General features: G+C 63.2%; 20 protein-coding genes. 6 read left to right on the forward strand and 14 right to left on the reverse strand.

All coding sequences use genetic code 11. The features are described from left to right. Nucleotides 1-16: 16 nt before the first annotated feature. Together NCS02_RS13920 and flhF are read right to left on the reverse strand one after the other, a co-directional pair. The gene (locus tag NCS02_RS13920) at nt 17-934 is read right to left on the reverse strand and encodes a MinD/ParA family ATP-binding protein (protein WP_034472320.1); all 918 of its coding nucleotides are present in this window, start codon (nt 932-934) and stop codon (nt 17-19) included. After that, complete coding sequence (gene flhF / locus NCS02_RS13925) at nt 927-2,699, reverse strand: flagellar biosynthesis GTPase FlhF (protein WP_250440306.1); 1,773 nt, start codon at nt 2,697-2,699, stop codon at nt 927-929. The genes NCS02_RS13920 and flhF overlap by 8 nt, the downstream gene beginning before the upstream one ends. 296 nt (nt 2,700-2,995) lie before the next feature. Here flhF and NCS02_RS13930 point away from each other — a divergent pair, with 296 nt between their 5' ends. From NCS02_RS13930 to NCS02_RS13945, 4 genes are all read left to right on the forward strand, one after another. Next, entirely contained in the window at nt 2,996-4,687 is a 1,692-nt protein-coding gene (locus tag NCS02_RS13930) for a thiamine pyrophosphate-binding protein (protein ID WP_034472322.1), read from the forward strand. Nucleotides 4,688-4,765: 78 nt separating this feature from the next. After that, nucleotides 4,766-5,029 carry a PepSY domain-containing protein gene (locus NCS02_RS13935; protein WP_008352500.1) on the forward strand — a complete coding sequence of 88 codons (264 nt, stop codon included), beginning with the start codon at nt 4,766-4,768 and terminating at the stop codon, nt 5,027-5,029. Between the two features lie 10 nt (nt 5,030-5,039). Continuing rightward, the gene (locus NCS02_RS13940; RefSeq protein WP_250457094.1) at nt 5,040-5,555 is read left to right on the forward strand and encodes a cytochrome b/b6 domain-containing protein; all 516 of its coding nucleotides are present in this window, start codon (nt 5,040-5,042) and stop codon (nt 5,553-5,555) included. Nucleotides 5,556-5,682: 127 nt separating this feature from the next. Then, on the forward strand, nt 5,683-6,585 hold the full coding sequence (locus tag NCS02_RS13945) for an NYN domain-containing protein (RefSeq protein ID WP_239295427.1): 903 nt from the start codon (nt 5,683-5,685) through the stop codon (nt 6,583-6,585). Nucleotides 6,586-6,646: 61 nt separating this feature from the next. On the opposite strand, the gene NCS02_RS13950 is transcribed toward NCS02_RS13945, so the two are convergent. Then, nucleotides 6,647-7,792 (reverse strand): branched-chain amino acid ABC transporter substrate-binding protein, encoded by a 1,146-nt coding sequence (locus NCS02_RS13950; protein WP_008352495.1) that lies wholly within the window; start codon nt 7,790-7,792, stop codon nt 6,647-6,649. A 112-nt stretch (nt 7,793-7,904) separates the two neighbouring features. Then, nucleotides 7,905-11,831, reverse strand: coding sequence for a trifunctional transcriptional regulator/proline dehydrogenase/L-glutamate gamma-semialdehyde dehydrogenase (putA, locus tag NCS02_RS13955; protein ID WP_008352493.1), 3,927 nt, complete (start codon nt 11,829-11,831; stop codon nt 7,905-7,907). 314 nt (nt 11,832-12,145) lie between these two features. Between putA and NCS02_RS13960 the strand changes: the two genes are divergently transcribed. Continuing rightward, a complete protein-coding gene (locus NCS02_RS13960; protein WP_160172900.1) occupies nt 12,146-12,301 on the forward strand; it encodes a hypothetical protein in 156 nt (51 codons plus the stop codon). 1 nt (nt 12,302) lies between these two features. Here NCS02_RS13960 and NCS02_RS13965 read toward each other — a convergent pair whose 3' ends face one another. Further along, a complete protein-coding gene (locus NCS02_RS13965) occupies nt 12,303-14,549 on the reverse strand; it encodes a primosomal protein N' (protein WP_250523206.1) in 2,247 nt (748 codons plus the stop codon). Between the two features lie 461 nt (nt 14,550-15,010). Further along, nucleotides 15,011-16,108, reverse strand: a complete 1,098-nt coding sequence (gene hemE / locus NCS02_RS13970) for a uroporphyrinogen decarboxylase (RefSeq protein WP_175979658.1) — start codon at nt 16,106-16,108, stop codon at nt 15,011-15,013. A 182-nt stretch (nt 16,109-16,290) separates the two neighbouring features. Here hemE and NCS02_RS13975 point away from each other — a divergent pair, with 182 nt between their 5' ends. Continuing rightward, nucleotides 16,291-17,136 carry a transporter substrate-binding domain-containing protein gene (locus tag NCS02_RS13975; protein ID WP_008352486.1) on the forward strand — a complete coding sequence of 282 codons (846 nt, stop codon included), beginning with the start codon at nt 16,291-16,293 and terminating at the stop codon, nt 17,134-17,136. Between the two features lie 3 nt (nt 17,137-17,139). On the opposite strand, the gene NCS02_RS13980 is transcribed toward NCS02_RS13975, so the two are convergent. The 8 genes from NCS02_RS13980 to NCS02_RS14015 form a co-directional block, all read right to left on the reverse strand. Beyond that, nucleotides 17,140-18,087 carry an alpha/beta hydrolase gene (locus NCS02_RS13980; RefSeq protein WP_250480758.1) on the reverse strand — a complete coding sequence of 316 codons (948 nt, stop codon included), beginning with the start codon at nt 18,085-18,087 and terminating at the stop codon, nt 17,140-17,142. Nucleotides 18,088-18,703: 616 nt separating this feature from the next. Continuing rightward, entirely contained in the window at nt 18,704-20,434 is a 1,731-nt protein-coding gene (locus tag NCS02_RS13985) for an AMP-binding protein (RefSeq protein WP_250523207.1), read from the reverse strand. A 278-nt stretch (nt 20,435-20,712) separates the two neighbouring features. After that, nucleotides 20,713-21,138, reverse strand: a complete 426-nt coding sequence (locus NCS02_RS13990; protein ID WP_008352481.1) for a F0F1 ATP synthase subunit epsilon — start codon at nt 21,136-21,138, stop codon at nt 20,713-20,715. A gap of 77 nt (nt 21,139-21,215) precedes the next feature. After that, nucleotides 21,216-22,610, reverse strand: coding sequence for a F0F1 ATP synthase subunit beta (gene atpD, locus NCS02_RS13995; RefSeq protein WP_033536458.1), 1,395 nt, complete (start codon nt 22,608-22,610; stop codon nt 21,216-21,218). A gap of 38 nt (nt 22,611-22,648) precedes the next feature. Continuing rightward, nucleotides 22,649-23,533 (reverse strand): F0F1 ATP synthase subunit gamma, encoded by an 885-nt coding sequence (atpG, locus tag NCS02_RS14000; RefSeq protein WP_175979661.1) that lies wholly within the window; start codon nt 23,531-23,533, stop codon nt 22,649-22,651. A 64-nt stretch (nt 23,534-23,597) separates the two neighbouring features. Next, nucleotides 23,598-25,139, reverse strand: coding sequence for a F0F1 ATP synthase subunit alpha (atpA, locus tag NCS02_RS14005; protein WP_008352478.1), 1,542 nt, complete (start codon nt 25,137-25,139; stop codon nt 23,598-23,600). 70 nt (nt 25,140-25,209) lie between these two features. Beyond that, nucleotides 25,210-25,752, reverse strand: coding sequence for a F0F1 ATP synthase subunit delta (locus NCS02_RS14010; protein WP_034472325.1), 543 nt, complete (start codon nt 25,750-25,752; stop codon nt 25,210-25,212). A 2-nt stretch (nt 25,753-25,754) separates the two neighbouring features. Continuing rightward, nucleotides 25,755-26,225 (reverse strand): F0F1 ATP synthase subunit B, encoded by a 471-nt coding sequence (locus tag NCS02_RS14015; RefSeq protein WP_008352476.1) that lies wholly within the window; start codon nt 26,223-26,225, stop codon nt 25,755-25,757. Nucleotides 26,226-26,248: the final 23 nt, after the last annotated feature.

Raw genomic sequence — 26,248 nt, forward strand, 5'->3', positions numbered from 1 at the left:
TGGTCACCTATCTTGATCACATCGACGCCGTGCTGCTCAATGCAAAGTCGTGAAGCGCAGCCGCACGATGCGACGCCTCCCGCGCGCCCTGTACAGAGTCGCTAACCGGATTTCGCGCGTCGGCCTGGCCGCCCGCATCGCGCATATAAGGCGCGGGGCGCATCGGCCAGTGCAGGAGCTCCGCCGCGATTGCGCGGTAGTCGCGCGCCGCGGCCGTGGCCGGGAACGCTTCGACTGCACAGCGTGAGAGTTCCATCGCCCGAGCGACGCGCGCATCCTCGGACACATATCCCGCCTGCACGAGCGACACGGCCAGATACCGGCTCGCGACGCCCGACAGGTTGTCGAACGCGACCGCCGCGTCGGCCGGGTTCTGCACGTGATTGACGAGCACGCGGAACTGGCCGATCGCATGGGCGTAGTGCAGTCGTTTCATGCACGCATACGCCTCGGTGATCGCCGACGCGGCTACCCGCGTCACAATAAGAAAGTCATGCGCCTGCGCCGCGAGCGTCGACAGCGCGCCGTGGCGATCGAGTTGCGCATCGATCAGCACGATGTCCGCCGGACCGTCGAGCAGCGCGCGGCATTGCGCGGCATCGTGAACGATGCGTTCGTCGCGCGGCGCGGCCATCAGCGAGAAGCCGAACGGCGTGCGCTCGACGGCATCGCCGAGCATGCGCCGGCCCGACATCACCGAGGCGAGCGCGCCCGCGTCTTCGGTGCCCACGAGACGGCTCACCGATCCCGCGTTGCGGTGCTCGTCGATCACGAGCACGTCCTTGCCGTGGATGGAAAGCGCCGCGCCGAGATTCACCACCGCCGACGTGCATCCGATGCCCGCCGGTCCGCCCGCGATCGCCACCACGCGCGAACCGGCGCGCGTAAGGAGCCGTCGCAGGCCTTCCGCCTGGTCGAGCACGAACTTATCCAAAGTGCACCTCATGCAGTTCGGTCGTGGCGCGCGCGGACAACGCGGACAGCAGCGCAGGCGTTTCTTCGTCTTGCGGCACGAAGGGCGAGTTGTCGCGCGGGATGCAGAACGCGCTCTTGATGAGAAACCGCTTGGTCGCGACGTACAGGTTCTCCGGCACTTTCTGACCGGTCGACACGTAATGCACCGGCAGCTTGTAGCGGATGACCGTATCGAGCACGCCGCCGAGATTCGTCGCTTCGTCGAGCTTGGTCAGGATGCAGCCCGCGAGCGGCGGCTGGTCCGCCGCGCTCTTGTAGGCCTGCACGACTTCGTTGAGCGTGTCGCCGTGGCTCGTCGCGTTGAGCAGCAGGATGCGCTGCACCGGATGACCCGCGCCGCACAGCATCGCGATCTGATCCGAGACCATGCGATCGCGCTGGCTCATGCCGATCGTGTCGATCAGCACGATATGTTTGTTGCGGAGTTCCGAAAGCGCGAGTTGCAGGTCCGCGCCGTCTTTCACCGCGTGAACCGACACACCGAGAATCTTGCCGAAAATGCGCAGTTGCTCGTGCGCGCCGATACGGTAGCTGTCGGTCGTGAGCAGCGCGACCTTGCTTGCGCCGAAGCGCATCACGCAGCGCGCGGCGAGCTTGGCCGTCGTGGTCGTCTTGCCGACGCCAGTCGGGCCCATCAGTGCGAACACGCCGCCGCGTTCCATCAGCGCGTCTTCGCTGTCCATCACCGGAATGTTCGATTCGAGCACCTGCTGCACCCACTCGAGCGCGCCTTCGACGCTCTCGAGTTCCGGCATGTTGTCCACCATCATGCGGACGAGCTGCGCCGAGAAACCGGCGGCGAACAAACGCTTCGTGAGCGCGCCGCCCGTCGGGTTGCGGCGCTGGCGCTCGCCCCACATGAGACCGGAGAAGTGCTCTTCCATCATCGAGCGCATCGACGAAAGCTCGTTCATCACCGTTTCGTTGACGACCTGCTCCATGCGCGTGCGGATCGCTTCGGTGACGACGGCCGCCGCGTTCGCGGGCAAGCCATCGAATGCGTGTTCCTTCGATGCCGGCGCGGCGTTCGCCTCGGCTGCTTCGGCGTGCGGCGCGCTCGCGTTGATCTTCTGCGCGGCGCGGCGCGCGGCGATTTGCGCGGCTTCGCGTGCCCAGTCGGGCGTTTGGACCTTCGGCTCGACGGCGGCTTCCGCGCGCTTCGTTTGCTGACGCATGGCGTAGCGGGCCGAGTCCGCCGTCTTTTCGACGCGCGTCTCTTGCGCAGTCACCGGGACCGGCACGCCCATGCCGCGTGCGATCGCAGCCGACGCGGTCAGCGGACGGTTCGACGGCATCGACGCCTGCTGCGCGATGCGCTTCGCATGCTCGATCAGCCACGGATTGGAATCGGCCATCGTCGGCGGCGTGTCGTCTTCTGCGCGAGCTTCCGGCTCGGCGTGAAATTCATCGTCCGCATCGGTGTTCGCGCCGAAGACGGACGAGAACACATCGCCGCTCGCGTACGGATTCGCGGCCGACTGCTTCGCCGGCATCGCGGCTGCAGCGGCGGCCAGCGCGGCGCGCGACGTGCCCGCCGAACGTGCTGCCTGTTCCTTCGCGGCGGGCGAGATCGACGCGATGTCGCTGTCCGCGACGCCGACGATCTCGACCGAGCCGTCATCGAGCGTGCGATTGGACAACACGATGGCATCGGGGCCGAGCGCTTCACGAACCTGGCGCAGTGCGTCGCGGCTGTTCGCGCCGATGAATTTACGAATGTTCAAACTTGCCCCCGATGAGGTGAAACTGCGATCTTTAGCAAGCGGACCCACTTGGCTCGTTGCCGTGTCCGCTTTTCAGTGAAGCCATTATTGCGAACTTGAGTCTTTGTCCATCGCTGGATAAGGGGTGAGAAAAAGGGGTATTTCGGCTGATGGAAGCGCGCCGTGCATCGCAAGGGCGGGCGTTTGCCCGGAAAAAGATTCCGCTTCGCCCGTTTCCGCGCGCGGGCGCGGCGGCGTAAGCTTTAGGCTCCGCGCGCATCGAAGCCGCGCCGGACAATCAAAGGAGACTTCTTCGCATGACGTCCGCTGTCCCTTCCTCACAGGATCAAACCACCGGCGCGCGATTGCTCGTCGATGCGCTCGTCCATCACGGCGTCGAGCGCGTGTTCTGCGTGCCCGGCGAGAGCTTTCTCGCCGTGCTCGATTCCCTGCATGACGAGACCGAGCAGATTCAGACGATCGTCTGCCGCCACGAGGCGGGCGCGGCGAACATGGCCGAGGCGGTCGGCAAGCTCACCGGCAAGCCGGGCGTCGCGATCGTGACGCGCGGGCCGGGCGCGACGCACGCGTCGATCGGCGTGCACACCGCGTTTCAGGACTCGACGCCGATGATCCTGCTCATCGGCCAATGCGCTCGCGATCACATGGATCGCGAGGCGTTTCAGGAAATCGACTATCGGCGCATGTTCGGGCAGATGGCGAAGTGGGTCGCGCAGATCGACGATCCGCGCCGCGTGCCTGAATACATGAGCCACGCGTTTCACACGGCGATGTCCGGCCGTCCGGGTCCGGTCGTGCTCGCGCTGCCGGAAGACATGCTGACCGAAACCGTCGATGCCGTGCCGCCCGCGCCGCGATATCAGCGCGTGGCGGCGTCGCCGTCGAAGGCGCAGATGGAGCGCCTGCGCGAACTGCTCGCGAACGCGAAGAAGCCGTTCGTGATCGCGGGCGGAAGCGGCTGGACCGCCGAGGCGACGCAGGACTTCGCGCGCTTCGTGGAAGCGTGGAAACTGCCGGTCGGCTGCGCGTTCCGCTTTCAGGACACGCTCTCCAACGACCATCCGAACTACGCGGGCGATGTCGGCCTCGGGATCAATCCGGCGCTCGCCGCGCGCGTGCGCGATGCCGACGTGCTCTTCGTGCTCGGCCCGCGCATGGGCGAATCGACGACGGGCGGCTACACGCTGCTCGATATCCCGAAGACGAAGCAGACGCTCATCCACGTGCATCAGGGCGCGGAGGAACTCGGGCGCGTGTATAGCGCGGAATTGCCCATCGTGTCGGGCATGCCGGAGATCGCGTCTCTTCTGGCTTCGCTGGAAGCGCCCGCCAGCGTTGCATGGGATGGCAGCGCCGAAGCCGCGCACGCCGCGTATCTCGAGTGGCGCAAGCCGCGCCCGATGTTGGGCGATGTGCAGCTCGGCGAAATCATGCGTCAGCTCGCCGAGACGATTCCCGCCGATTCGATCCTGACGAACGGCGCGGGCAATTACGCGACGTGGCTGCATCGGCATTATTCGTATCGGCATTTCCGGTCGCAGTGCGCGCCGACGAGCGGTGCGATGGGCTACGGCGTGCCCGCCGCGATCGCCGCGAAGTCGCTGTATCCGGACCGCACGGTGATCGCGTTTGCGGGCGACGGCTGCTTCATGATGTCGAGCAACGAACTCGCGACGGCGATGCAGTATCGGCTGCCGGTGATTTTCATCGTCGTGAACAACGCGCAGTACGGCACGATCCGCATGCATCAGGAGCGGCATTATCCGAATCGCGTGCACGGGACGGAGCTCACGAATCCGGATTTCGCGGCGTATGCGCGCGCGTTCGGCGCGCATGGCGAGCTGGTCGAATCGACGGAGCAGTTCATGCCCGCGTTCGAGCGCGCGCGGGAATCCGGCTTGCCCGCGGTGATCGAGATTCGCATTCCGCGGGACCAGAGCACGCCGGGCGCGACACTCGAACAAATTCGCCAGCAAGGCAAGCGCTAGCGGACAAACTTTCAAGCTGCTTGCAGCGCGCTTCCGGTGGCAGTAGAGTAGCCAGTTCGAAAACACCGGGAGTTAGCGATGCTTAAGGTTCTGGCTTTGTCGTTGGCGTTGGGCTTTTCGGGTGCGGCATTCGCGAAGGCGGATTGCACGGCGCATCCGAAGAGCGAATGGATGAAGGAATCGGATGCCAAGGCGCAGCTTGAAGCGCAAGGCTACAAGATCCGCAAGTTCAAGGTCGATGGCAACTGCTACGAAATCTACGGTCACGACAAGAACGGCAAGAAGGTAGAGATCTATTACGACACGAAGACGCTGGCGGTCGTGAAGTCGGAAGTCGAATGACGCTCGCGCCGTGAAAGTCTGGGACGGCTTCGTCCGGCTGACGCATTGGGCCGTCGCGGGCATCGTCTTGTGGAATCTGTTCGGACCGACGGATTCCACGCATCGCGTGCTCGGGTATGTCGCGGCCGGGCTTGTCGTTGCGCGTATCGTTTGGGGTTTCGTCGGCTCGCGTCATGCGCGGTTTTCGGCGTGGTGGCCGACGCGCTCGCATCTCGTCGACTATCTGAGGTCGCTTGCCAGGGCCAGGCCGATCCATCACGTTTCGCACAATCCGCTTGGCGGGTTGATGGCGCTCTTTCTTTGGTTCCTGATTCTCGCGCTCGCGCTGTCCGGGTGGATCATGCGGCTCGATGCGTTCTGGGGCGAGGACTGGCCGCAGGAGATTCATGCGTGGCTCGCCATCGCGGTCGAGGTTTGTGTCTGCGTGCACGTCGCCGCGGCCGTGCTGATGAGCGTGTGGACGCGGGAGAATTTGGTTCGGGCGATGGTGACGGGGAATAAGCGAATCAAGAAAGCGTCCGACTGAACTGCTTCTGGGCAACTTAAATTCAGCATCCTGCACTATCGAAGACATCTGGCAGCTTCGGATAATCGGATCCACGCTCTCGATTCAGAGAGCCGACCTCGATAAACGATAAAGGAGCGACTGCACGATGTCTCACGCAGCGAGGCAACTGACCAAGATCGGCGTTTTTTACGATGGCAATTATTTCGATCGCGTCAGCAAGTACTACAACCATCAGCATGAGAAGAAGGCCTGGATTTCGATTCCCGGGCTGCATGAGTACATCCGCTATAAGGTTGCCGACGAGGAAGCTGTCGACATTGGCAACTGTCAAGTAATCGACGCTCATTATTTCAGGGGACGCTTCTCGGCGCAAAAGAGCAAAGAGAAAGGCGGTGATGCGTTCTACTACGATCGCGTCGTTGATGACATGTTGATGCGCGAGAATGTCACTGCGCATTATCTGCCGATGAACTTCGCCGGAAAGGAAAAAGGGATCGACGTATGGCTTGCGCTCGAAGCCTTCGACCTTTCGATCCACAAGCACTTTGACGTCGTCGTGTTGATTGCAAGCGACAGCGACTATGTCCCACTGGTCCGCAAACTCAAGACTCTGGGAATCCGCGTCATGATCGTCACCTGGACCTTCACGCAGTCAGTCAGTAATGGCGACGCCAAGCCTGAACGACCAAGCACAATGTTGCTAAAGGAAGTGAGCTATCGCATCTCGATGTCCGAAGTCATCGACAAGATGGATGAGACGCGAGGAGACGAGCGCGATGTCTTGAGCGACCTGTTCCAACGACGCCGCGACCGACAACCTAATTCCGGTACGCCAGAGGCCGACCGGAAGATGGGAACAATTGAAAGTCTGACGGAAAAATATGGCTACATCAGGCCGGAACACGGCCTCAAGAAACTCTACTTTTACTACTCCGCACTGTCCGACGCGGATTCCGACGAACTCGAGGTAGGCATGGAAGTGAGCTATCTCGAGGGCATGGGACAGAAAGGTCTGTTCGCGAGAAAGGTTCGAACGGTCAGCAGCTAGAAGAAAACAAAACGGCCCAGCCGCTTTCGCGACCGGGCCGTTCGAACACTGCGACAAGCCCTTACTTCCCGCCCACGCTCTGCAACGTCGTCCACTTCCCGCCGACGACCTTATACAGCGTAATCCCGCCGTTCTTCAAATCGCCCTTCGAGTCGTACGACAGGTGCTTCGCCGTCACGCCCTGCATGTCGGTCTTCGCGAGGAACGGCAGGTACTTTGCCGGATCCGTCGAGTTCGCAGCCTTCATCGCGGTGAACATGGCCATCGCCCCGTCGTAGGCATACGGCGAGTACGTCTGCACGTCTTCGTTGAAGCGCTTCTTGTACTTCGCCGAGTAGTCCGCGCCGCCCGGCATTTCGTCCATCGGCAGGCCGGCGAGCGATGCCACCGTGCCGTCAGCCGCGTCGCCCGCGATCTTCAGGAACGTGTCCGTCTTCACCATTTCGCCCGCCATCAGCGGCGCGCGGAAGCCGAGCGTCTTCATCTGCTTGACCATCGGGCCGGCTTGCGAATCCGCGCCGCCGTAGTACACGAGGTCCGGATTCGTCGACTTGATCTTCGTCAGAATCGCCTTGAAGTCGACAGCCTTGTCGTTCGTGAATTCACGGTCGACGATCGTGCCGCCCGCCGCCTTCGCCGCCTTCTCGAACTGGTCGGCAAGACCCTGGCCATATGCCGTGCGGTCATCGACGATCGCGATCTTCTTGACCTTCAGCGTCTTCACCGCGAACTCGCCCGCGACCGAGCCTTGCTGCGTGTCGGAGGTCATCATGCGGAAGGCGGTCTTGAAGCCTTGCGTCGTGTACTCGGGCGCCGTCGCCATCGCGATTTCGGGGATGCCCGCGTTCGCGTAGATGCGCGATGCCGGGATCGTCGTGCCCGAATTGAAGTGGCCGAGCATGCCCTTGATGCCATCGTCGACGAGGCGTTGCGCCACGGTCGTGCCCGTGCGCGGGTCGGCCTGGTCGTCCGCCGAGTTCAGCACGATGCGAACCGGCTTGCCGCCGATCACCGGCTTCGTGGCGTTGAAGTCTTCGACGGCGAGCGTGATGCCGTTCTGCATGTCCTTGCCGTAGTGCGCCTGCGCACCGGTCAGCGGGCCGGCGTAGCCAACCTTCACGTCTTCTGCCTGCTGTGCAGCTGCGGTCCCCGCGAACAGGCCGGCGAGCGTCATGGCTGCCGCCAGCTTGGTCATCGTGTGCTTCATAGCTTCTCCTGTGTTCCAGTGTGGATGGCAGCCTGTGCCGCGCGTGTCTCCGTTACGCCGTGCCTGCTGCCGATTGTTTGAATTCGTTTGAACCGAGCGTTCGAGGGGTGTCTCAACCGATCGTCATCAAATTCGCATTGCCACCCGCCGCCGCCGTGTTCACGCTCACCGAGCGTTCCGTCAGCAGACGTTCGAGCGCGTAGTCTTCACCGTCGTGGCCAGCGTCGGCGAACGCTCCCGCAGCCACGCCCTGCACCGATACGATCGGTCCCGGACGCTTCGCGACTTCCTTCACGAGCGACAGCAGTTCATCGCTGTCGCCTTCGAACAAGACGGCGTCGAAGTCTTCCGCCGCTTTCCTGACCATCGCGAACGGCTTGAGCGCAGAAGGCAACGACGCCGCCAGTTGCTCGCCCGCCGAGCCGGAGAACAACGCCTTGTTGCCCGTCGCCAGCACGGCGGCCAGTTGCGCGCGCGCGCCGCTCGCCGTCGCCGCCACGCACAGCACCGTGCCGCGCGCGCCGAGCGTGTACGTGTTGCGTTCGCCGGTCGGTCCGCTCAACACGGCCGTCGCGCCCGCCATCACATGCTGCAGATAACCGTCGCAACGCGCGGCCGTCTGCGGATCGCGTTCGCCGATCGCCCAGTCGCGCAATGCGGTGAGCGCGGCCGTCGGCGTGTCCTTCGACGCCACCTGATCGACGACGAGCGTGCTCGCCAGCGATTTCGGCAGACCGGTCGGGCGCTTCGCGAGCAGACGCTGCAGATACAGCGCGCCGCCCGCCTTCGGACCCGTGCCCGACAGCCCTTCGCCGCCGAACGGCTGCACGCCGACCACGGCGCCGATCACATTGCGGTTCACATAGATGTTGCCGACATGCGCCCGCGAGATCACGTGCGCGATGGTTTCGTCGATACGCGTATGGATGCCGAGCGTGAGGCCATAACCCGTCGAGCGAATTTGGTCGAGGAGTTTATCAAGGTTCGAACGGCGATAACGCACCACATGCAGCACCGGGCCGAATACTTCGCGCTTGAGTTCGTCGATGCTATCGAGCTCGATCAGCGTCGGCGGCACGAACGTGCCTTGCGCGCAGGTGTCGGGCAGCGGCAGTTGCGTGACGTTGCGGCCCTTGTCGCGCATTCCGGCGATATGCGCGTCGATGCCGCGTTTCGCGTCGGCGTCGATGACGGGACCGACATCCGTCGACAGACGATCCGGATTGCCGACCGCGAGCTGGTTCATCGCGCCGGTCAGCATCTCGAGCGTGCGATCCGCGACGTCGTCCTGCAGGCACAGCACGCGCAGCGCCGAGCAGCGCTGGCCAGCCGAATCGAACGACGACTGCAGCACGTCCGCGACGACCTGCTCCGCGAGCGCCGACGAATCGACGATCATCGCGTTCTGGCCGCCGGTTTCGGCGATCAGCGGAATTGGGCGGCCATCCGGATCGAGGCGCTCGGACAGCGTCTTGTTGATGAGGCGCGCGACTTCCGTCGAACCGGTGAACATGACGGCGCGCGTGCGCGGATCGGCGACGAGCGCCGCGCCGACCGTCTCGCCATTGCCCGGCAGCAGTTGCACCGCGCCCGCCGGCACGCCCGCTTCGCGCAGGAGGCGAACGGCTTGCGCGGCGATCAGCGGCGTCTGTTCAGCGGGCTTCGCGAGCACCGGGTTGCCCGCGGCCAACGCAGCGGCGACCTGGCCCATGAAGATCGCGAGCGGGAAGTTCCACGGGCTGATACACACGACCGGACCGAGCGGGCGATGCGTATCGTTCGAAAACTCGGCGCGAATCTGCGACGCGTAGTAGCGCAGGAAATCGATGGCTTCGCGAATCTCCGCGATCGCGTTCGGCAGCGACTTGCCCGCTTCGCGCACGACGAGGCCCATCAGCGTGTGCATTTGCGCTTCGAGCAGATCGGCGGCGCGCGCGAGGCAATCGGCGCGGTCTTCGACGGGCGTCGCCTGCCAGATCGGCGCGGCGGCGACCGCGTTGGCGATCGCGGCGCTCACCTGTTCCGGCGACGCTTCCACGACCGTGCCGACGAGATCGCGCAAATCCGACGGATTGCGCACATCGCGCGCGACGCCGTTGCCGATGTCACCGCCTTCGAGCATCGGTTCCGCGCGCCACGGATGATGCGCGCTCGCCAGCAACGCCGACGACAGCGAAGCCAGCCGATGCTCGTTCGACAGATCGAGGCCCATCGAATTGGAGCGCTCGTTGCCGTAAAGCTGACGCGGCAGCGGAATCTTCGCGTGCGGCGCGCCGAGCGGCGTGATCGCCTGCGCTTCGTCGATCGGATCGCGCACGAGTTCCTTCACCGGAATCGATTCATCGGCGATGCGGTTCACGAACGACGTGTTCGCGCCGTTTTCCAGCAGACGGCGCACGAGATACGCGAGCAGCGTTTCGTGCGTGCCGACCGGCGCATACACGCGGCACGGACGGTTCAGCTTGTCGCGGCCCGTGACTTCTTCGTAGAGCGGCTCGCCCATGCCGTGCAGGCACTGGAACTCGTACTGGCCGGGATAGTAGTTCTGTCCGGCGAGGTGATAGATCGCGGAGAGCGTGAACGCGTTGTGCGTCGCGAATTGCGGATAGACGGCATCCGGCGCGCCGAGCAGCTTCTTCGCGCACGCGAGATACGAGATGTCCGTGTAGATCTTGCGCGTATAGACCGGATAGCCCTCGAGTCCATCGACTTGCGCGCGCTTGATTTCCGTGTCCCAGTACGCGCCCTTCACGAGGCGAATCATCAGGCGATGACGGCTGCGGCGCGCGAGATCGATCAGATAGTCGATCACGAACGGGCAGCGCTTCTGATAACCCTGCACCACGAAACCGATGCCGTTCCAGCCCGCGAGCTCCGGATCGAAACAGAGCGCTTCGAGCAGATCGAGCGAGATTTCGAGACGATCGGCTTCCTCGGCGTCGATGTTCAGGCCGATGTCATAACGGCGCGCCAGTTGCGCGAGCGAGCGCACGCGCGGCAGCAGCTCGTTCATCGTGCGTTCCTGCTGCGAGCGCGAATAACGCGGATGCAGCGCGGAGAGCTTGATCGAAATGCCCGGGCCTTCGTAGATGCCGCGCCCGCCCGCCGCCTTGCCGATCGCGTGGATCGCCTGCTCGTAGGACGCGTAGTAGCGCTGCGCGTCTTCTTCCGTCGTCGCGGCCTCGCCGAGCATGTCGTACGAGTAGCGGAACCCGCGCGCTTCGTACTTGCGGCTGTTCGCGAGCGCTTCGGAAATCGTCTCGCCGGTGACGAACTGCTCGCCCATCAGGCGCATCGCCATGTCGACGCCCTTGCGGATCAGCGGCTCGCCGCCCTTGCCGATCAGACGCGTCAGCGCCGACGACAAGCCCGCTTCGCTGTTCGTCGTGACGAGCTTGCCGGTGATCATCAAACCCCACGTCGCCGCGTTCACGAACAGCGACGGCGCCTGGCCCATGTGCGATTTCCAGTCGCCCTTGCTGATCTTGTCGCGAATCAGCGCGTCGCGCGTGGCGCGGTCGGGAATGCGCAGGAGCGCTTCGGCGAGGCACATCAGCGCGACGCCTTCCTGGCTCGACAGCGAGAATTCGTGGATCAAACCTTCGACGCCGCCGCCCGAGCTTTTCGCGCGCAGCGCTTCGACGAGCTTCGTCGCGAGCTTTTCGGTTTCGGCCGCGACGTTCGAAGGCAGTCGCGCCTGACCGATCAGAAACGGCACGCACTCCGGCTCCGGCCGGCGATACGCCGCCGTGATCGCCGCGCGCAGCACCGATTGCGGCTGCACGTTCTGCGCGAAATCGAGGAACGGATGCGGCGCGCCGTCTTCGTCGCCATCGACGGAAGGTGCATCCGCCATTTCCGACGAGCCGTTCGCACCCGTCAGTTCTGGCGGAAGCTGGCCATGCTCGATGCGCTCCAGATAAGCGAAGATCGCCTGCTTGATAAGCCAGTGGGGAGTGCGTTCGAGGCGCGTCGCGGCATCTTTGAGCCGGGAACGCAGCAGATCGTCGACTTTGACGCCTAGGGTTGTGCTCGCCATATTTCCTTCGTTTGCCGGTCGTGCTCAGCCGGCCAGAGACCTGAAAAGTTGGCGAATCGTACCCCGCTGATTTAAAAGGTGCAACCGAGATTTTCGCTAGGGTTGCACCACAATGAAACCCTTGTGGCACAAGGCTTTGAGCGGTGCACCGCCGGATGGCGCGCGGCGCTCGGCGCCTAGTAGTTTCCCTAATCCGGAATTTTTGAGACGGCCCCTAAGTAAATCCTCGGACACCGCCGTTATAAACGCCATGCGCCGTCGATGGCGACGCCTTCAGCGGTCGATATTCCGCGATTTCGGGGAGAGCAACGAGCATGAGCACTTGGATGGTGGTGGCCGGCGTTTGGGCGATGTTCGCAGTCTGCGTCGTGTTGTTCGTGCGGGGCGCGTCGCCGCACGTTCATCGGTCCGATGACGCTTCCGGCCAAGGCGACCGCGCGGTCAGCGACGTTCCACGCGCCGAAATCTGAATCAGACGTCCAGCGGATCGACTTCCACGTTCCAGCGCAGCACGCCCTTGAGCGAGCGCAGCGCCGGCTGCCACGCGCGCAGCGACGCCTGCAGCGCGGCCCGCGACGCGCTTTCGAGCAGCAGTTGCGCTCGGTGGACATTGAACACTTTCACGATGGTGAGCGGAACCGCGTCGTAGACCGTCACGCGCTCAGCGCCGGGCAGAGGTGCGAACGCCGCCGCCGCTTCTTCGAGGAATTTCAGCGCCGCATCGAGCGTGCGGCCTTCGGCGCGCAGCATCGCCTGATAGACGAACGGCGGCAGACGCGCGTCGCGGCGTTCGGCGAGCGTCGAATTGGCGAAACCCACGTAGTCCTGTCGCGATAGCGCCTGATACAGCGCGTGACGCGGATAGCGCGTCTGAATCATCACTTCGCCGGGCAAGCCCGCGCGTCCGGCGCGCCCGCTCACCTGCGTCAATTGCGCGAAGAGCCGCTCGCTCGCGCGAAAGTCGTGGGAGAAAAGCGCGGTGTCCGCGTTCAGCACGCCGACGAGCGTCACGCGCCGGAAATCATGGCCCTTCGCGATCATCTGCGTGCCAACGAGAATGTCGACTTCGCCCGCGTGGACATCGGAGAAAAGCGCCTGCGCGCTGCCTTTGCGGCGCGTGCTGTCGGCGTCGATGCGCAGCACGCGAGCACCCGGCACCACGCTCGCGAGCGTTTCCTCGACGCGCTGCGTGCCGCGGCCCATCGGCGCGATATCGATGTTGCCGCATTCCGGACACGACTTCGGAATGCGCGATTCCCAGCCGCAGTGATGACAACGCAGCGCGCGCTCAGGCTTATGCAGCACGGCATACGCGCTGCAACGCGGACAACCGGCGACCCAGCCGCAGGCATCGCAGGACAGGATCGGCGCATAGCCGCGCCGGTTCAGGAATACGAGGCTTTGCTCGCCGCGCTCGACGCGTGTCTTCAGCGCCGCGATCAGCGGCCCCGCGAGCCCCTCGACCGAGGCGCGGCCTCGCCGTCTTTCCTCTTCGAGATCGATGAGCCGGACGCTCGGCAGCACCGCTTCGGCGACGGCGCGGCGCGTGAGCGTGAGTCGCGTGTAGCGGCCCTGCTCGGCCTGCCACCAGGTTTCGAGCGATGGCGTCGCCGATCCGAGCACGACGGGAATATCCAGTTGCTTCGCGCGATAGATGGCGAGATCGCGCGCGGAGTAGCGCAAGCCTTCCTGTTGCTTGTACGCGGGATCGTGTTCCTCATCGACGACGATGATCGCGAGCTTCGGCATCGACGCGAGAATCGCGAGGCGCGTGCCGAGCACGATGCGCGCGCTGCCCGTATGCGCCGCGAGCCAGTTGCGCGCGCGTTCGCCTTCGGCGAGTCCGCTGTGCATCGTGACGATCGAGCCGTCCGCGAGCGCCGCGAAACGCGCGCGAAACGCCGCTTCGAACTGCGGCGTCAGATTGATTTCGGGAACGAGGACGAGCGCCTGCGCGTCAGGCCGGTCGGCGAGCAACGCGGCGAGCGCGTGCAGATACACCTCGGTCTTGCCACTGCCCGTCACGCCGTGCAGCAGGAACGGGGCGAACCCTTGCGCGCCGGAAATTGCATCGACGGCTTCGCGTTGTTCATCGGTCAGCGAGGGCAGCGGCACCGCGCCGGTCGGCAGCATCGGCGCGCTCGCGTCGGGTTCGGCGATCTGCGCTGTCACCGTTTCGATCCATCCGCGCGCGATCCAGTCGTCGAAGGTCGCGCCCGCTTTCGGATGCAACGCGCGCGCGTCGGACAACGTCAGCGACGGCTGTTCCGCGAGCGCATCGGCGAGACGCCGGAGGGCGCTGGCGCGGGCGGGCAAAGCATCGGGGAGTTGCGCGCGCCCTTCGGGGAGAATCCGAAAGCGCGGCTCGACGGCAAAAAGGCGATCCCAGCGCGAGGCGTCGCGCAACGCCTGCGGAAGCGCCGGCAGCGCGACCTCGCCCAGCCCGCGCTGATAGTAATCGGCGGCGAAGCTGACTAGCGCGATCCACTTTTCCGACAGCGGCGCGCAGCCTTCGCAAATCGAAGTGATGTCGCGCAGTTTGGCAGCGGGCACGTCGCTTGAATGGGCGATTTCGCAGATCAACCCGACGACTTCGCGTCGCCCGAACGGCACCTGCACCAGCATGCCGACAGCAGGCGCGGCCGGCAGCGCATAGCGGTAGTCGAACAGCACGGGCATGGGCTGATCGACGGCGACGCGGACGAATAGATCAGTCACCGCGCGGGACCCCGCGCAAGACGGTTCGACAGAACCAAGCGCCTGAGGCGGGAGAAGTTAAAGTGAAACATCAGAATCGTCTGTAAACCGCCGATTATTTTTGGATTTCCGATGCTTTCCACAGCCCTGTGGATAACTTTGTTGAGAAGTGCGTCCGTGATCGCCGCAAACAATGTCACGAATCCCTTATGTGCGCTAACCCACATTTCGGGCGAAGCCGTCGAAATGCGTTAAAAATCATTGGCTTGAAGCACATATAGCGACATCTTATTGGTTGCTGTAAGCCATACGTCTGATGGCGCGCCGCAGCGAACAAATTGTGCATAACTTCAGTCTTGACATCGGGGAGCGCCGCCTGAGGCGGGCGATCCGGACAGAACCCTCCAGCTCCTGATCACTTGCCCCGAATCACCGATATTGCACTGCAGCACGCGTCCGCAACGCAAGTTTTCGTACGCCTTTTACCGGGCGGCTTGGCCGGCGCGCATGGCGCGGCTATGTCGATGAACCTCGTCGACCAGCTCCGCGACATTTTCCGGCGGCGTGAACTGCGAGATGCCGTGGCCCAGGTTGAAGACGTGGCCTGGAAAATTGCCGAAGCTTTCGAGCACGGCGCGCGCTTCGGTGCGGATCGACGCGGGCGGCGCGAACAACACGCTCGGATCGATGTTCCCCTGCAGCGCTACACGCGAGCCGACCTTTTCGCGCGCCCGGCCGAGATTCATGGTCCAGTCGAGACCGACCGCATCGACGCCCGTCGCCGCGATTTCCTCGATCCAGAGTCCGCCGCCCTTCGTGAACGTGATGACCGGGACGCGCGCGCCATCGTGCTCGCGCTTCAGGCCGGCAACCACCTTCGCGATGTATTCGAGCGAGAAGCGCTGATACGCGCCATCCGCGAGTGCGCCGCCCCATGTATCGAAGATCATCACGGCCTGCGCGCCCGCTTCGATCTGCGCGTTCAGGTAAGCGGTGACGGCTTGCGCGTTGACCTCGAGAATGCGATGCATCAGGTCCGGCCGCGAATACGCCATCGACTTGACCGTGCGATGGTCGTCCGAGCCACCGCCTTCGACCATGTAGCACGCGAGCGTCCACGGACTACCGGAGAAGCCGATCAGCGGGACCTTCTGGCGGCCTTGCGCGTCGGTGAGCGCGCGGCGAATCTGGCTTACGGCGTCGGTGACGTAGGAAAGCGTCGCGCCGATGTCCGGCACGGCAAGGCGCTTCACATCGTCTTCGGTACGCACCGTGCGCTCGAAACGCGGCCCCTCGCCCTGCACGAAGTTCAGACCGAGTCCCATTGCGTCGGGGACGGTCAGGATGTCCGAGAAGAGAATCGCGGCGTCGAGCGGAAAGCGTTCGAGCGGCTGAAGCGTGACTTCGGTCGCGTAATCCGGATTCTTCGCGAGACCGAGAAAACTGCCCGCCCGAGCACGCGTCGCGTTGTATTCCGGCAGATAGCGCCCTGCCTGGCGCATCAGCCAGATCGGCGTGTAGTCGGTCGGCTGGCGCAAGAGCGCGCGCAGGAAGGTGTCGTTCAGAAGAGTGTGTGCCACGTCGCTCGATGCTCAAGGCAGAGAATCGTCCATTCTACCGGAGCGGTCGAACGTTTACGCCGGCTGAGCCCGGCAATTCGGAACGGCTCATGCCGCGCGGCCTATGTCGTTTGGCCGGATTTCGGGCAAGCGAAGCCCTCGTTATGATCGGTGTGCTTACACAACTAGAACCAGGAGAATCGATGCAACGCACGTCCGTCAGTCTCGCAGCCGCTGCCTTCGCGGTGTCGCTCTCGCTTTTGAACGCCGCGCACGCGCAGACGATTCAGGCCGGCACCGTCGCCGGAGCAAAGTCCGCCGCGCCCGCGCCTTCGTCGGTTGCCGCGCCCTCTCGCCTCGACGACATCCTCGCACGCCACACGCTGCGCGTCTGCACGACCGGCGATTACAAACCGTACTCGTTCCTGCGTCCGGACGGGCAGTTCGAGGGCATCGACATCGATCTCGCGGAAAGTCTTGCGAAGTCGCTCGGCGCGAAGGCCGAGTATGTGAAGACGTCGTGGTCGAATCTGATGAACGATTTCATCGCGAAATGCGATATCGCCGTGGGCGGCGTCTCGACGACGCTCGAACGGCAGAAGCGCGCGTTTTTCACCGCGCCGTACATGGAAGACGGCAAGACGCCAATCGTGCGTTGCGACGATGTCGAGAAGTATCAGACCGTCGCGCAGATCGATCAGCCGAACGTGCGGACGATCGTGAATCCGGGCGGTACGAACGAACGCTTCGCGAAGCAGTTCTTTGCGCACTCGCAACTGATCGAGTATCCGGACAACGTGACCATCTTCAAGCAGATTCTCGACGGCAAGGCCGACGTCATGGTCACGGACGCATCCGAAACGCTGCTACAGCAGAAGCTCAATCCGGGGCTGTGCTCGGTGCATCCGGACAAGCCGTTCCAGTTTGGCGAAAAGGCGTATCTGCTGCCGCGCGGCGACGTGCCGTTCCAGCAGTATGTCGATCAGTGGCTGCATCTCGCCCGTTCGTCGGGCGAGTTCCAGGCTGTCTATGACAAGTGGCTGAAGTAGCAGTCAGCGCGCGGCGCGCAAGAGTTCGCCGGTGCGCTCGCCGATCTTGCGCAGCCAGCCGAGCGCCGCGTCGGACTGTGAATGCATGCGGCCGAATCCGTGCGTCATGTCGCGCGCGTCGATCAGCTCGACACGGCCGCCGTTCGCTTGCAGGAAGCGTTCGAGTTCGACGGCGTCGTCATAGAGCGGATCGTACGCCGCCGCGACGACGATCGCGGGCGCCGGCGTGCGCTCGAACGGCTCGGAGAGCGGAAAGGCGCGCACATCGTGCGCCTGCGGTGTTTCACCCGAAAGGAACTGGGTCCAGTACCACTTCATCTCATCGTTCGTGAGACCCGGACCGTTCGCATTGGCGATGCAACTCGGGCTCTCGAACTGACGACGCATGACCGGGTAAAGCAGCAGTTGCAAGCCGACGATGCCCGCGACGCGCTCGTTCGCGCCGCGTGCCGCGACAACCGCCAGATGCGCGCCCGCGCTGTCGCCGCCGACAGCCAGCCGGTCGGTCGCGAAGCCGAGCCGCGACCGGTGCTCCGCGAGCCAGAGCAGCGCGTCGAGCGCGTCTTCGCACGGCGCGGGAAACGGATGCTCGGGCGCGAGCCGGTAGTCGACGCTCGCCACCGCGCATTGCGAGTCGCGCGAGAGCCGTGCGACGAGGCCATCGTGCGTGTCGATATCGCCGACGACCCAGCCGCCGCCGTGAAAGTACACGATCAGCGGCAGCGGGCCGCGCGCCTCTTTCGGCTTGTAGATGCGGGCGGCAAGCGTGCGGCCTTCGAGATCGAGCTGAATATTTTCCGCCGTTACGGCATCGTCGCGCTCTCCGGCGTAAGCTCGAGCGACCTTGCTGAAGCGCTCCCGGATTGCCAGCGCGTCCGCGTCGGGCGGCAAAGCCGGAAAAGCGTCCTCGACGGCGCCGTAATAGCGAAGCAGGGCTGCATCAATGCTCATGCGTATCTCCATAGGTTTTTGTGTCGTTATGCGCGCGCCGCCTACTTTGCGCATCGATTTCATGCGTCCGGGCGTTCGATTTCCGCGAAAAAAATAGAATAATCGCACGAGTTCGAAAATCTGCAATCGCGCGTCAAGTCATCCCCAACGGATTAATCGTCCGAATAACAGACAATATATCGGTCGAAATCTGGACAATCGCGCTCGAAAATTTCCTCCGAGCCTTATCGGGCGCGGGTTACAACCTGAAACACTTTGTTACGGCGACCCGGATTCAATTCGCCCACAATCTGTTGAAACGGTTTCAACACGGATGTATTGGGTCGCGTCGTGCGAAAACAACGTGATCCGATGGCAGGCTGTGGCCGAAGCACTCACATTTGGGGCATCGGTGTTGGGATCGTTATTCGAATGCAAGGCATTCGACACATCCCACGTTTGGTCTCCTCGCGCTAACCCCGTAGCGTGTGGTTTTTAGCGGGCTCCAGGCCCGCTTTTTTTTCGCCCGGACAAACGTTTGCGTTTTGGGATTTCAACACCCGAACGTTTCGTCCAATGACAGAAGGGAGCGCCGCAGCGCTCCCTTTGTCTTTTCACCGCGAAGCAGCGCCGAAGTTCAGGCCGTTTTGGCCTCGGCGATCTTCAGTTCGTCGATCATGCGGGCGCGCATCACGAATTTCTGCGCCTTGCCGGTGACGGTCATCGGCAGTTCGTCGACGAAGCGGATGTAGCGCGGAATCTTGTAGTGCGCGATCTGTCCTTGGCAAAACTCGCGAATTTCCTCCTCGCTCGCCTGCTCGCCGGGACGCACGACGATCCACGCGCATACTTCCTCACCGTATTTCTGATCGGGCACGCCGAAGACCTGCACCGACTGCACCTTCGGATGACGGAACAGGAATTCCTCGATTTCGCGCGGATAGACGTTCTCGCCGCCCCGAATCAGCATGTCCTTCAGGCGGCCGACGATGTTGCAGTAACCTTCCGCGTCGATGGTCGCGAGGTCGCCGGTGTGCATCCATCCGTCGACGATCGCCTCGCGCGTCTTGGCGTCGTCGCCCCAGTAGCCTTTCATCACCGAATAGCCGCGCGTGCACAGCTCGCCGGTTTCGCCGACGGGCACGATATTGCCCAGCGGATCGACGATCTTCACTTCCAGATGCGGCTGAATGCGTCCGACGGTCGTGGTGCGCTTGTCGAGCGGATCGGTCGTCGAGCTCTGGAAGGACACGGGGCTTGTCTCAGTCATGCCGTACGCGATTGTGATCTCGCTGAGATGCATCTTCGACACGACGCGCTTCATCGTCTCGATCGGACACGGCGAACCCGCCATGATGCCCGTGCGCAGCCGGCTCAGATCGTACTTCCCGAAGTCCGGGTGATCGAGTTCGGCGATGAACATCGTCGGCACGCCATGCAGCGCCGTGCATTTTTCCTCGTGCACGGCAGCGAGCGTCGCGGCGGGGTCGAAGGCTTCGCCGGGAAACACCATCGTGCAGCCCGTCGATACGCACGCGAGCACGGCCAGGACCATGCCGAAGCAGTGATACAGCGGCACCGGAATGCACAGCGAATCCTGCTCGGTCAGGCGCATCGCCATTGCGATATAGCGCGCGTTGTTGACGATGTTCCGATGTGTGAGCGTCGCGCCCTTCGGATTGCCCGTGGTGCCGCTCGTGAACTGGATGTTGATCGGATCGTCCGGCTTCAGCTTCGCCTCGACTGCGTCGAGCGGCGTCGCGTCGAGCCGTTCGCGACCGGTACGCATCACGTCCTCGAAATTGAGCATGCCGGGCGTCTTGCTCTCGCCCATGCGGATCACGGCGCGCAATTCCGGCAGCTTCCCGGCGTGAAGCGCGTTCGGCTCGGCATGCGCGAGTTCGGGCGCGAGCGTCTGCAGCATCTCCAGATATCTCGATGACTTGAACTGCTCGGCCGCGATGATCGCCTTGCAGCCGACCTTGTTCAGCGCATATTCGAGCTCGGCCAGCCGGTACGCCGGATTGATGTTGACGAGCGTGGCGCCCATGCGCGCGGTGGCGAACTGCGTGAGCAGCCATTCGATGCGGTTGGGCGACCAGATGCCGACGCGATCACCCGCCTCGATGCCGAGCGCGAGCAGTCCGCTCGCGAGCACGTCGATCTGATCTGCGAACTCGCGCCACGTCCAGCGGATGTTCTGCTCGCGGAACACGACGGCCGGGCGATCGGGGAATCTCCCAGCGGTTTCGAGAAGGAAGCGCGCAACGGTCGCGTCGCTCAATGGGATGTCGGTCGCGCCGCGAACATAGGAAATGCCGTCGCGCGGTTCGATCTGCGCGCCGGCGTGGGTCGGTTCAGTTGTCATCGATGGTCTCCGCCAATGTGAATCGCCGCCCGGTGAAGGCTAATTGGAGGCCATTGTGCATCGCGAGGACTGGCGCGGGCATTGAGTGTTTCCCGCAATGCCGCTTTCGGGCGATCGGCGAAAGATGCGCTGAATCAATCGCTTACGTGAATCGGAGTGAGCGCCACATAACCGTTATGCAGATTTGCGTGCGCGATTTGCCGATTAGGAGCATAAAAAAGCAGCCCGAAGGCTGCTTTCTTGACCTGCTGATCGCTGCTGCTCGATGCGTCGTGCGCTTAGTGCTTTGCGTGCGCCTTGCGCAGACGTTGGATCGCCGCGAGTTGAGCCGTCGCGTAAGCGAGTTCCGCTTGCGCGGTCGCGTACTCGAGCTCCGAGGTGTTGTTTTGAATCGCTTCCTCGGCGCGCTTCTTCGCCTGCTCTGCCTTCGCTTCGTCGAGATCCGCGCCGCGGATGGCCGTATCGGCGAGCACGGTCACGATGCCCGGCTGGATTTCGAGAATCCCGCCGGCAACGAACACGAACTCTTCCGTACCGTCTTCCGCCTCGATACGCACCGCACCGGGACGAATGCGCGTGATGAGCGGCGTATGACCCGGCAGAATGCCGAGTTCACCCGCTTCGCCCGGCAGCGCGACGAACTTCGCCTGGCCCGAGAAGATCTGCTCTTCCGCGCTGACGACGTCTACCTTGATGGTTGCCATGTATGTCGACTCCTGTCGTCGGTGTCATGAGTGGACGCCCGCGCTGCGCGGACGTCCGCCTGAAAAACACCCGACTCTTACTGGATCTTCTTGGCCTTTTCGAAGGCTTCGTCGATCGTGCCGACCATGTAGAACGCCTGCTCCGGCAGATGATCGCACTCACCTTCGACGATCATCTTGAAGCCGCGGATGGTTTCCTTCAGCGGCACGTACTTGCCCGGCGAGCCCGTGAACACTTCAGCAACGTGGAACGGCTGCGACAGGAAACGCTGGATCTTACGAGCGCGCGCAACCGACAGCTTGTCTTCCGGCGACAGTTCGTCCATGCCCAGAATCGCGATGATGTCGCGCAGTTCCTTGTAGCGCTGCAGCGTCTGCTGCACGCCGCGCGTGATCGTGTAGTGCTCTTCGCCAATCACGTTCGGGTCGATCTGACGCGAGGTCGAATCGAGCGGGTCCACTGCCGGATAGATACCCAGCGAAGCGATGTCACGCGACAACACGACGGTTGCATCCAGGTGGCCGAAGGTCGTAGCCGGCGACGGGTCGGTCAAGTCATCCGCAGGGACGTACACGGCCTGAACGGACGTGATCGAGCCGGTCTTCGTCGACGTGATGCGCTCTTGCAGCTTGCCCATTTCTTCAGCCAGCGTCGGCTGATAGCCCACTGCCGAAGGCATACGGCCGAGCAGTGCGGACACTTCCGTACCCGCCAGCGTGAAACGATAGATGTTGTCGACGAAGAACAGCACGTCGAGGCCTTCGTCACGGAAGTGCTCGGCCATCGTCAGACCGGTCAGCGCGACGCGCAGACGGTTGCCCGGCGGCTCGTTCATCTGGCCGTAGACCAGCGCGACCTTGTCGAGAACGTTCGAGTCCTTCATTTCGTGATAGAAGTCGTTCCCTTCACGGGTACGCTCGCCAACGCCCGCGAACACGGAGTAACCGCCGTGCTCCTTCGCGATGTTGTTGATGAGTTCCATCATGTTCACGGTCTTGCCCACGCCTGCACCGCCGAACAGACCGACCTTGCCGCCCTTCGCGAACGGGCAGATCAGGTCGATAACCTTGATGCCGGTTTCGAGCAGTTCCGTCGACGGCGACAGCTCGTCGAACGAAGGTGCGTTCTGGTGGATCGAACGCGTCGTTTCCGATTCGATCGGACCCGCTTCGTCGATCGGACGGCCGAGCACGTCCATGATGCGGCCGAGCGTCGGCTTGCCGACCGGCACGCTGATGGGCTTGCCCGTGTTCTTGACCATCGTGCCGCGGCGCAGGCCGTCGGATGCACCCAGACAGATGGTGCGAACCACGCCGTCGCCCAGCTGCTGCTGGACTTCGAGCGTCAGTTCGGTGCCTTCCAGAATGAGCGCGTCGTAAATCTTCGGCATTTGCGCACGCGGAAATTCCACGTCGATAACGGCGCCGATGCACTGTACGATCTTGCCTTCTACCAAAGCAGTAGTACTCATCGCATTTCCTTTAGATACTGTGTTCTTTCACGCGGCCGTCAGACCGCTGCGGCGCCGCCGACGATTTCCGACAATTCTTTCGTAATCGCGGCCTGGCGGCTCTTGTTGTAGACGAGCTGCAGTTCGTTGATCACGGTCTTCGCGTTGTCCGACGCGGCCTTCATCGCGACCATGCGCGCGGATTGCTCCGACGCCATGTTTTCCGCGACCGCCTGATAGACGAGCGCTTCGACGTAGCGCACGAGAAGCTCGTCCACCACGGTTTGCGCGTCCGGCTCGTAGATGTAGTCCCACGAGGTCTTCGGCGTGACGCCGTCTTCGTCCTTCGCGTCCAGGTCGTCCACCGACAACGGCAGCAGTTGCTCGATCACCGCTTCCTGCTTCATCGTGTTGATGAAGCGCGTGTACGCGAGGTACACCGCGTTGATCTTGCCTTCCGAATACAGGTCGAGCTGCACCTTGATCGCGCCGATCAGCTTTTCCAGATGCGGCGTGTCGCCCAGTTGCGTGACTTGCGACACGACCTTCGCCTTCAGGCGATTCAGGAAGCCGAGTCCCTTGCCGCCGATCGCCGAAGCTTCGATCTGGACACCGCTTTGATCGAGTTCCTTGATCTTGTTCAGCGACGCACGCAGGATGTTCGTGTTCATGCCGCCGCACAGACCCTTGTCGGTCGTGACGAGGATCAGGCCGGCCGTCTTTGCGCCCTTGTTCTCGACCATGAACGGATGGCGATACTCGGGGTTCGCACGGCTCATGTGCGATGCGATCGAACGGACCTTGTCGGCATACGGACGGGCGGAACGCATGCGCTCCTGGGCGCGGCGCATCTTCGATGCGGCGACCATTTCCATCGCTTTCGTGATCTTGCGCGTGTTCTGCACGCTCTTGATCTTGCCGCGAATTTCCTTCATTCCAGCCATTGCTTACTCCTTGATCGAAGCCGCGCGACGTCCGGTGACATCGCGCGTTGCTCCTCTATCCCGATCAATAAGCGCCCGACTTCTTGAAGTCCTTCAGCGCGGCATGCAGTGCGCCTTCGTCGTCCTTCGACAAGTCTTTATTGTCTTCGATGCGCTTAATCAGATCGCCGTGGCTGGTCTTCAGGAATTCGCGCATGCCCTTTTCGAATGCGAGCACTTGCGAAACTTCGAGATCGTCCAGATAGCCGTTGTTGGCTGCGAACAGCGCGACGGCCAGTTCCCACACTTGCAGCGGCTGATACTGCGGCTGCTTCAGCAGTTCCGTCACGCGGCGGCCGCGCTCGAGCTGCTTGCGGGTGGCTTCGTCGAGGTCCGATGCGAACTGCGCGAACGCGGCGAGCTCACGATACTGCGCGAGGTCGGTACGGATACCGCCCGACAGCTTCTTGATGACCTTCGTCTGAGCCGCACCGCCGACGCGCGACACCGACACGCCCGCGTTGATAGCAGGGCGGATACCGGCGTTGAACAGGTCGGTTTCCAGGAAGATCTGGCCGTCGGTAATCGAGATCACGTTCGTCGGAACGAATGCGGTCACGTCGCCGGCTTGCGTTTCGATGACCGGCAGTGCCGTCAGCGAACCGCTCTTGCCCTTCACTTCGCCGTTCGTGAACTTCTCGACGTACTCTTCCGAGACGCGAGCCGCACGCTCGAGCAGACGCGAGTGCAGATAGAACACATCGCCCGGATACGCTTCGCGGCCCGGCGGGCGGCGCAGCAGCAGCGAGATCTGGCGATACGCCCACGCCTGCTTGGTCAAGTCGTCATAGACGATCAGCGCATCTTGGCCGCGATCGCGGAAGTATTCGCCCATCGTGCAGCCGGCGTACGGCGCGAGGTACTGCATCGCGGCCGATTCCGAAGCCGAAGCCGCCACGACGATGGTGTAAGCCATCGCGCCGGTTTCCTCGAGCTTGCGCACCACGTTCATGATCGACGAAGCCTTCTGGCCGATCGCGACGTAGATACAGATGAGATCCTTGCCCTTCTGGTTGATGATCGCGTCGACGGCCACCGCGGTCTTGCCGCACTGACGGTCGCCGATGATCAGCTCGCGCTGGCCACGGCCGATCGGCACCATCGAGTCGATCGACTTCAGACCCGTCTGCACCGGCTGCGACACCGACTTACGCCAAATCACGCCCGGGGCGATCTTTTCGATTGCGTCCGTTGCCTTCGCGTTGATCGGGCCTTTACCGTCGATCGGGTTGCCGAGCGCGTCGACCACACGGCCGACGAGTTCCGGACCGACCGGCACTTCGAGAATGCGGCCCGTCGTCTTGACGATGTCGCCTTCCGAGATGTGCTCGTACTCGCCGAGAATAACGGCGCCGACCGAGTCACGTTCGAGGTTCAGCGCGAGGCCGAAGGTGTTGCCCGGGAATTCGAGCATTTCGCCCTGCATCACGTCCGACAGGCCGTGGATACGCACGATACCGTCGGTCACGGAGATCACGGTGCCCTGGTTGCGAACGTCCGCGCTCGCTTCAAGGCCCTGGATCCGGCTCTTGATCAGCTCGCTGATCTCAGAGGGATTGAGTTGCATTATTCGCTCCTGATAGTCAATTCTGTTGCGTGCCAGTCATCAGACTCGGTTGATCGCATTAATTCGCAAATTAAGCGGTCAGAGCCGTCTGCATGCTGGCGAGGCGCGCGCGGACCGAGGTATCGAGCACTTCGTCGCCAACCGTCACGCGAACGCCGCCGATCAGCGACTGATCGATTTCGACGGTCGGTTTCAGCTTGCGCTGGAACTTGCGTTCGAGGCTTGCAACGAGGTCGTTCAACTGTTCGCCTTCGAGGGGGAACGCGCTCACGATGTGAGCATCGGCAGCACCTTCACGGGCGTTCTTCAGCTCGTCGAACTGGACGGCGATTTCCGGCAGCAGCGGCAGGCGATGGTTCTCGACCAGCATGCCGACGAAGTTCTTCGCTTGAGGCTGGCTTTGGGCCAACGGCGACTTCACTGCGGCGAGCAGGAGATCGACGATTTGCTGGCGGCTCACCTTCGGGCTCGAAGCGACCGTTTCCACTTCGGGCAGACGCGCAACCTGTGCCAGCTCCTCAACGAAGGTGGACCAGCCCGCGAGATCGCCGGTTTCGGCCACGCGGAACAGCGCTTCTGCGTAAGGACGAGCGATGGTTGCAAGTTCGGCCATGATCAGAGCTCGGTTTTGAGTTGATTCAGCAGATCGGCGTGTGCCTTCTGATCGACTTCGCGCTTCAGAATCTGCTCAGCGCCTTTCACAGCCAGCGCAGCGACTTCGCCACGCAGCGCTTCGCGAGCCTTCACGATTTGCTGGTCGGCGTCGGCCTTGGCTTGCGCAACGATACGCGCGGCTTCGGCTTGAGCGTTGGCCTTGATTTCTTCTGCGACTGCGGCAGCGCGCTTTTCAGCGTCGGCGATGCGTTGCTGGCCGTCGTTGCGCGCTTGCGCGAGTTCCTGGTCGACGCGCTTGTGCGCAGCTTCGAGTTCCGCTTTGCCCTTGTCGGCGGCGGCGAGGCCGTCGGCAATCTTCTTCGAGCGCTCGTCGAGGGCGTTGATCAACGGCGGCCACACGAACTTCATCGTGAACCACGCGAGGATCAGAAACACGACCATTTGCGCAAACAGGGTTGCGTTGAGATTCACGGTGTTTCCTTAAACGTTGCTTG

The organism is Caballeronia sp. NCF2 (genome assembly GCF_023631205.1).
In the GTDB taxonomy this organism is placed as follows: domain Bacteria; phylum Pseudomonadota; class Gammaproteobacteria; order Burkholderiales; family Burkholderiaceae; genus Caballeronia; species Caballeronia zhejiangensis.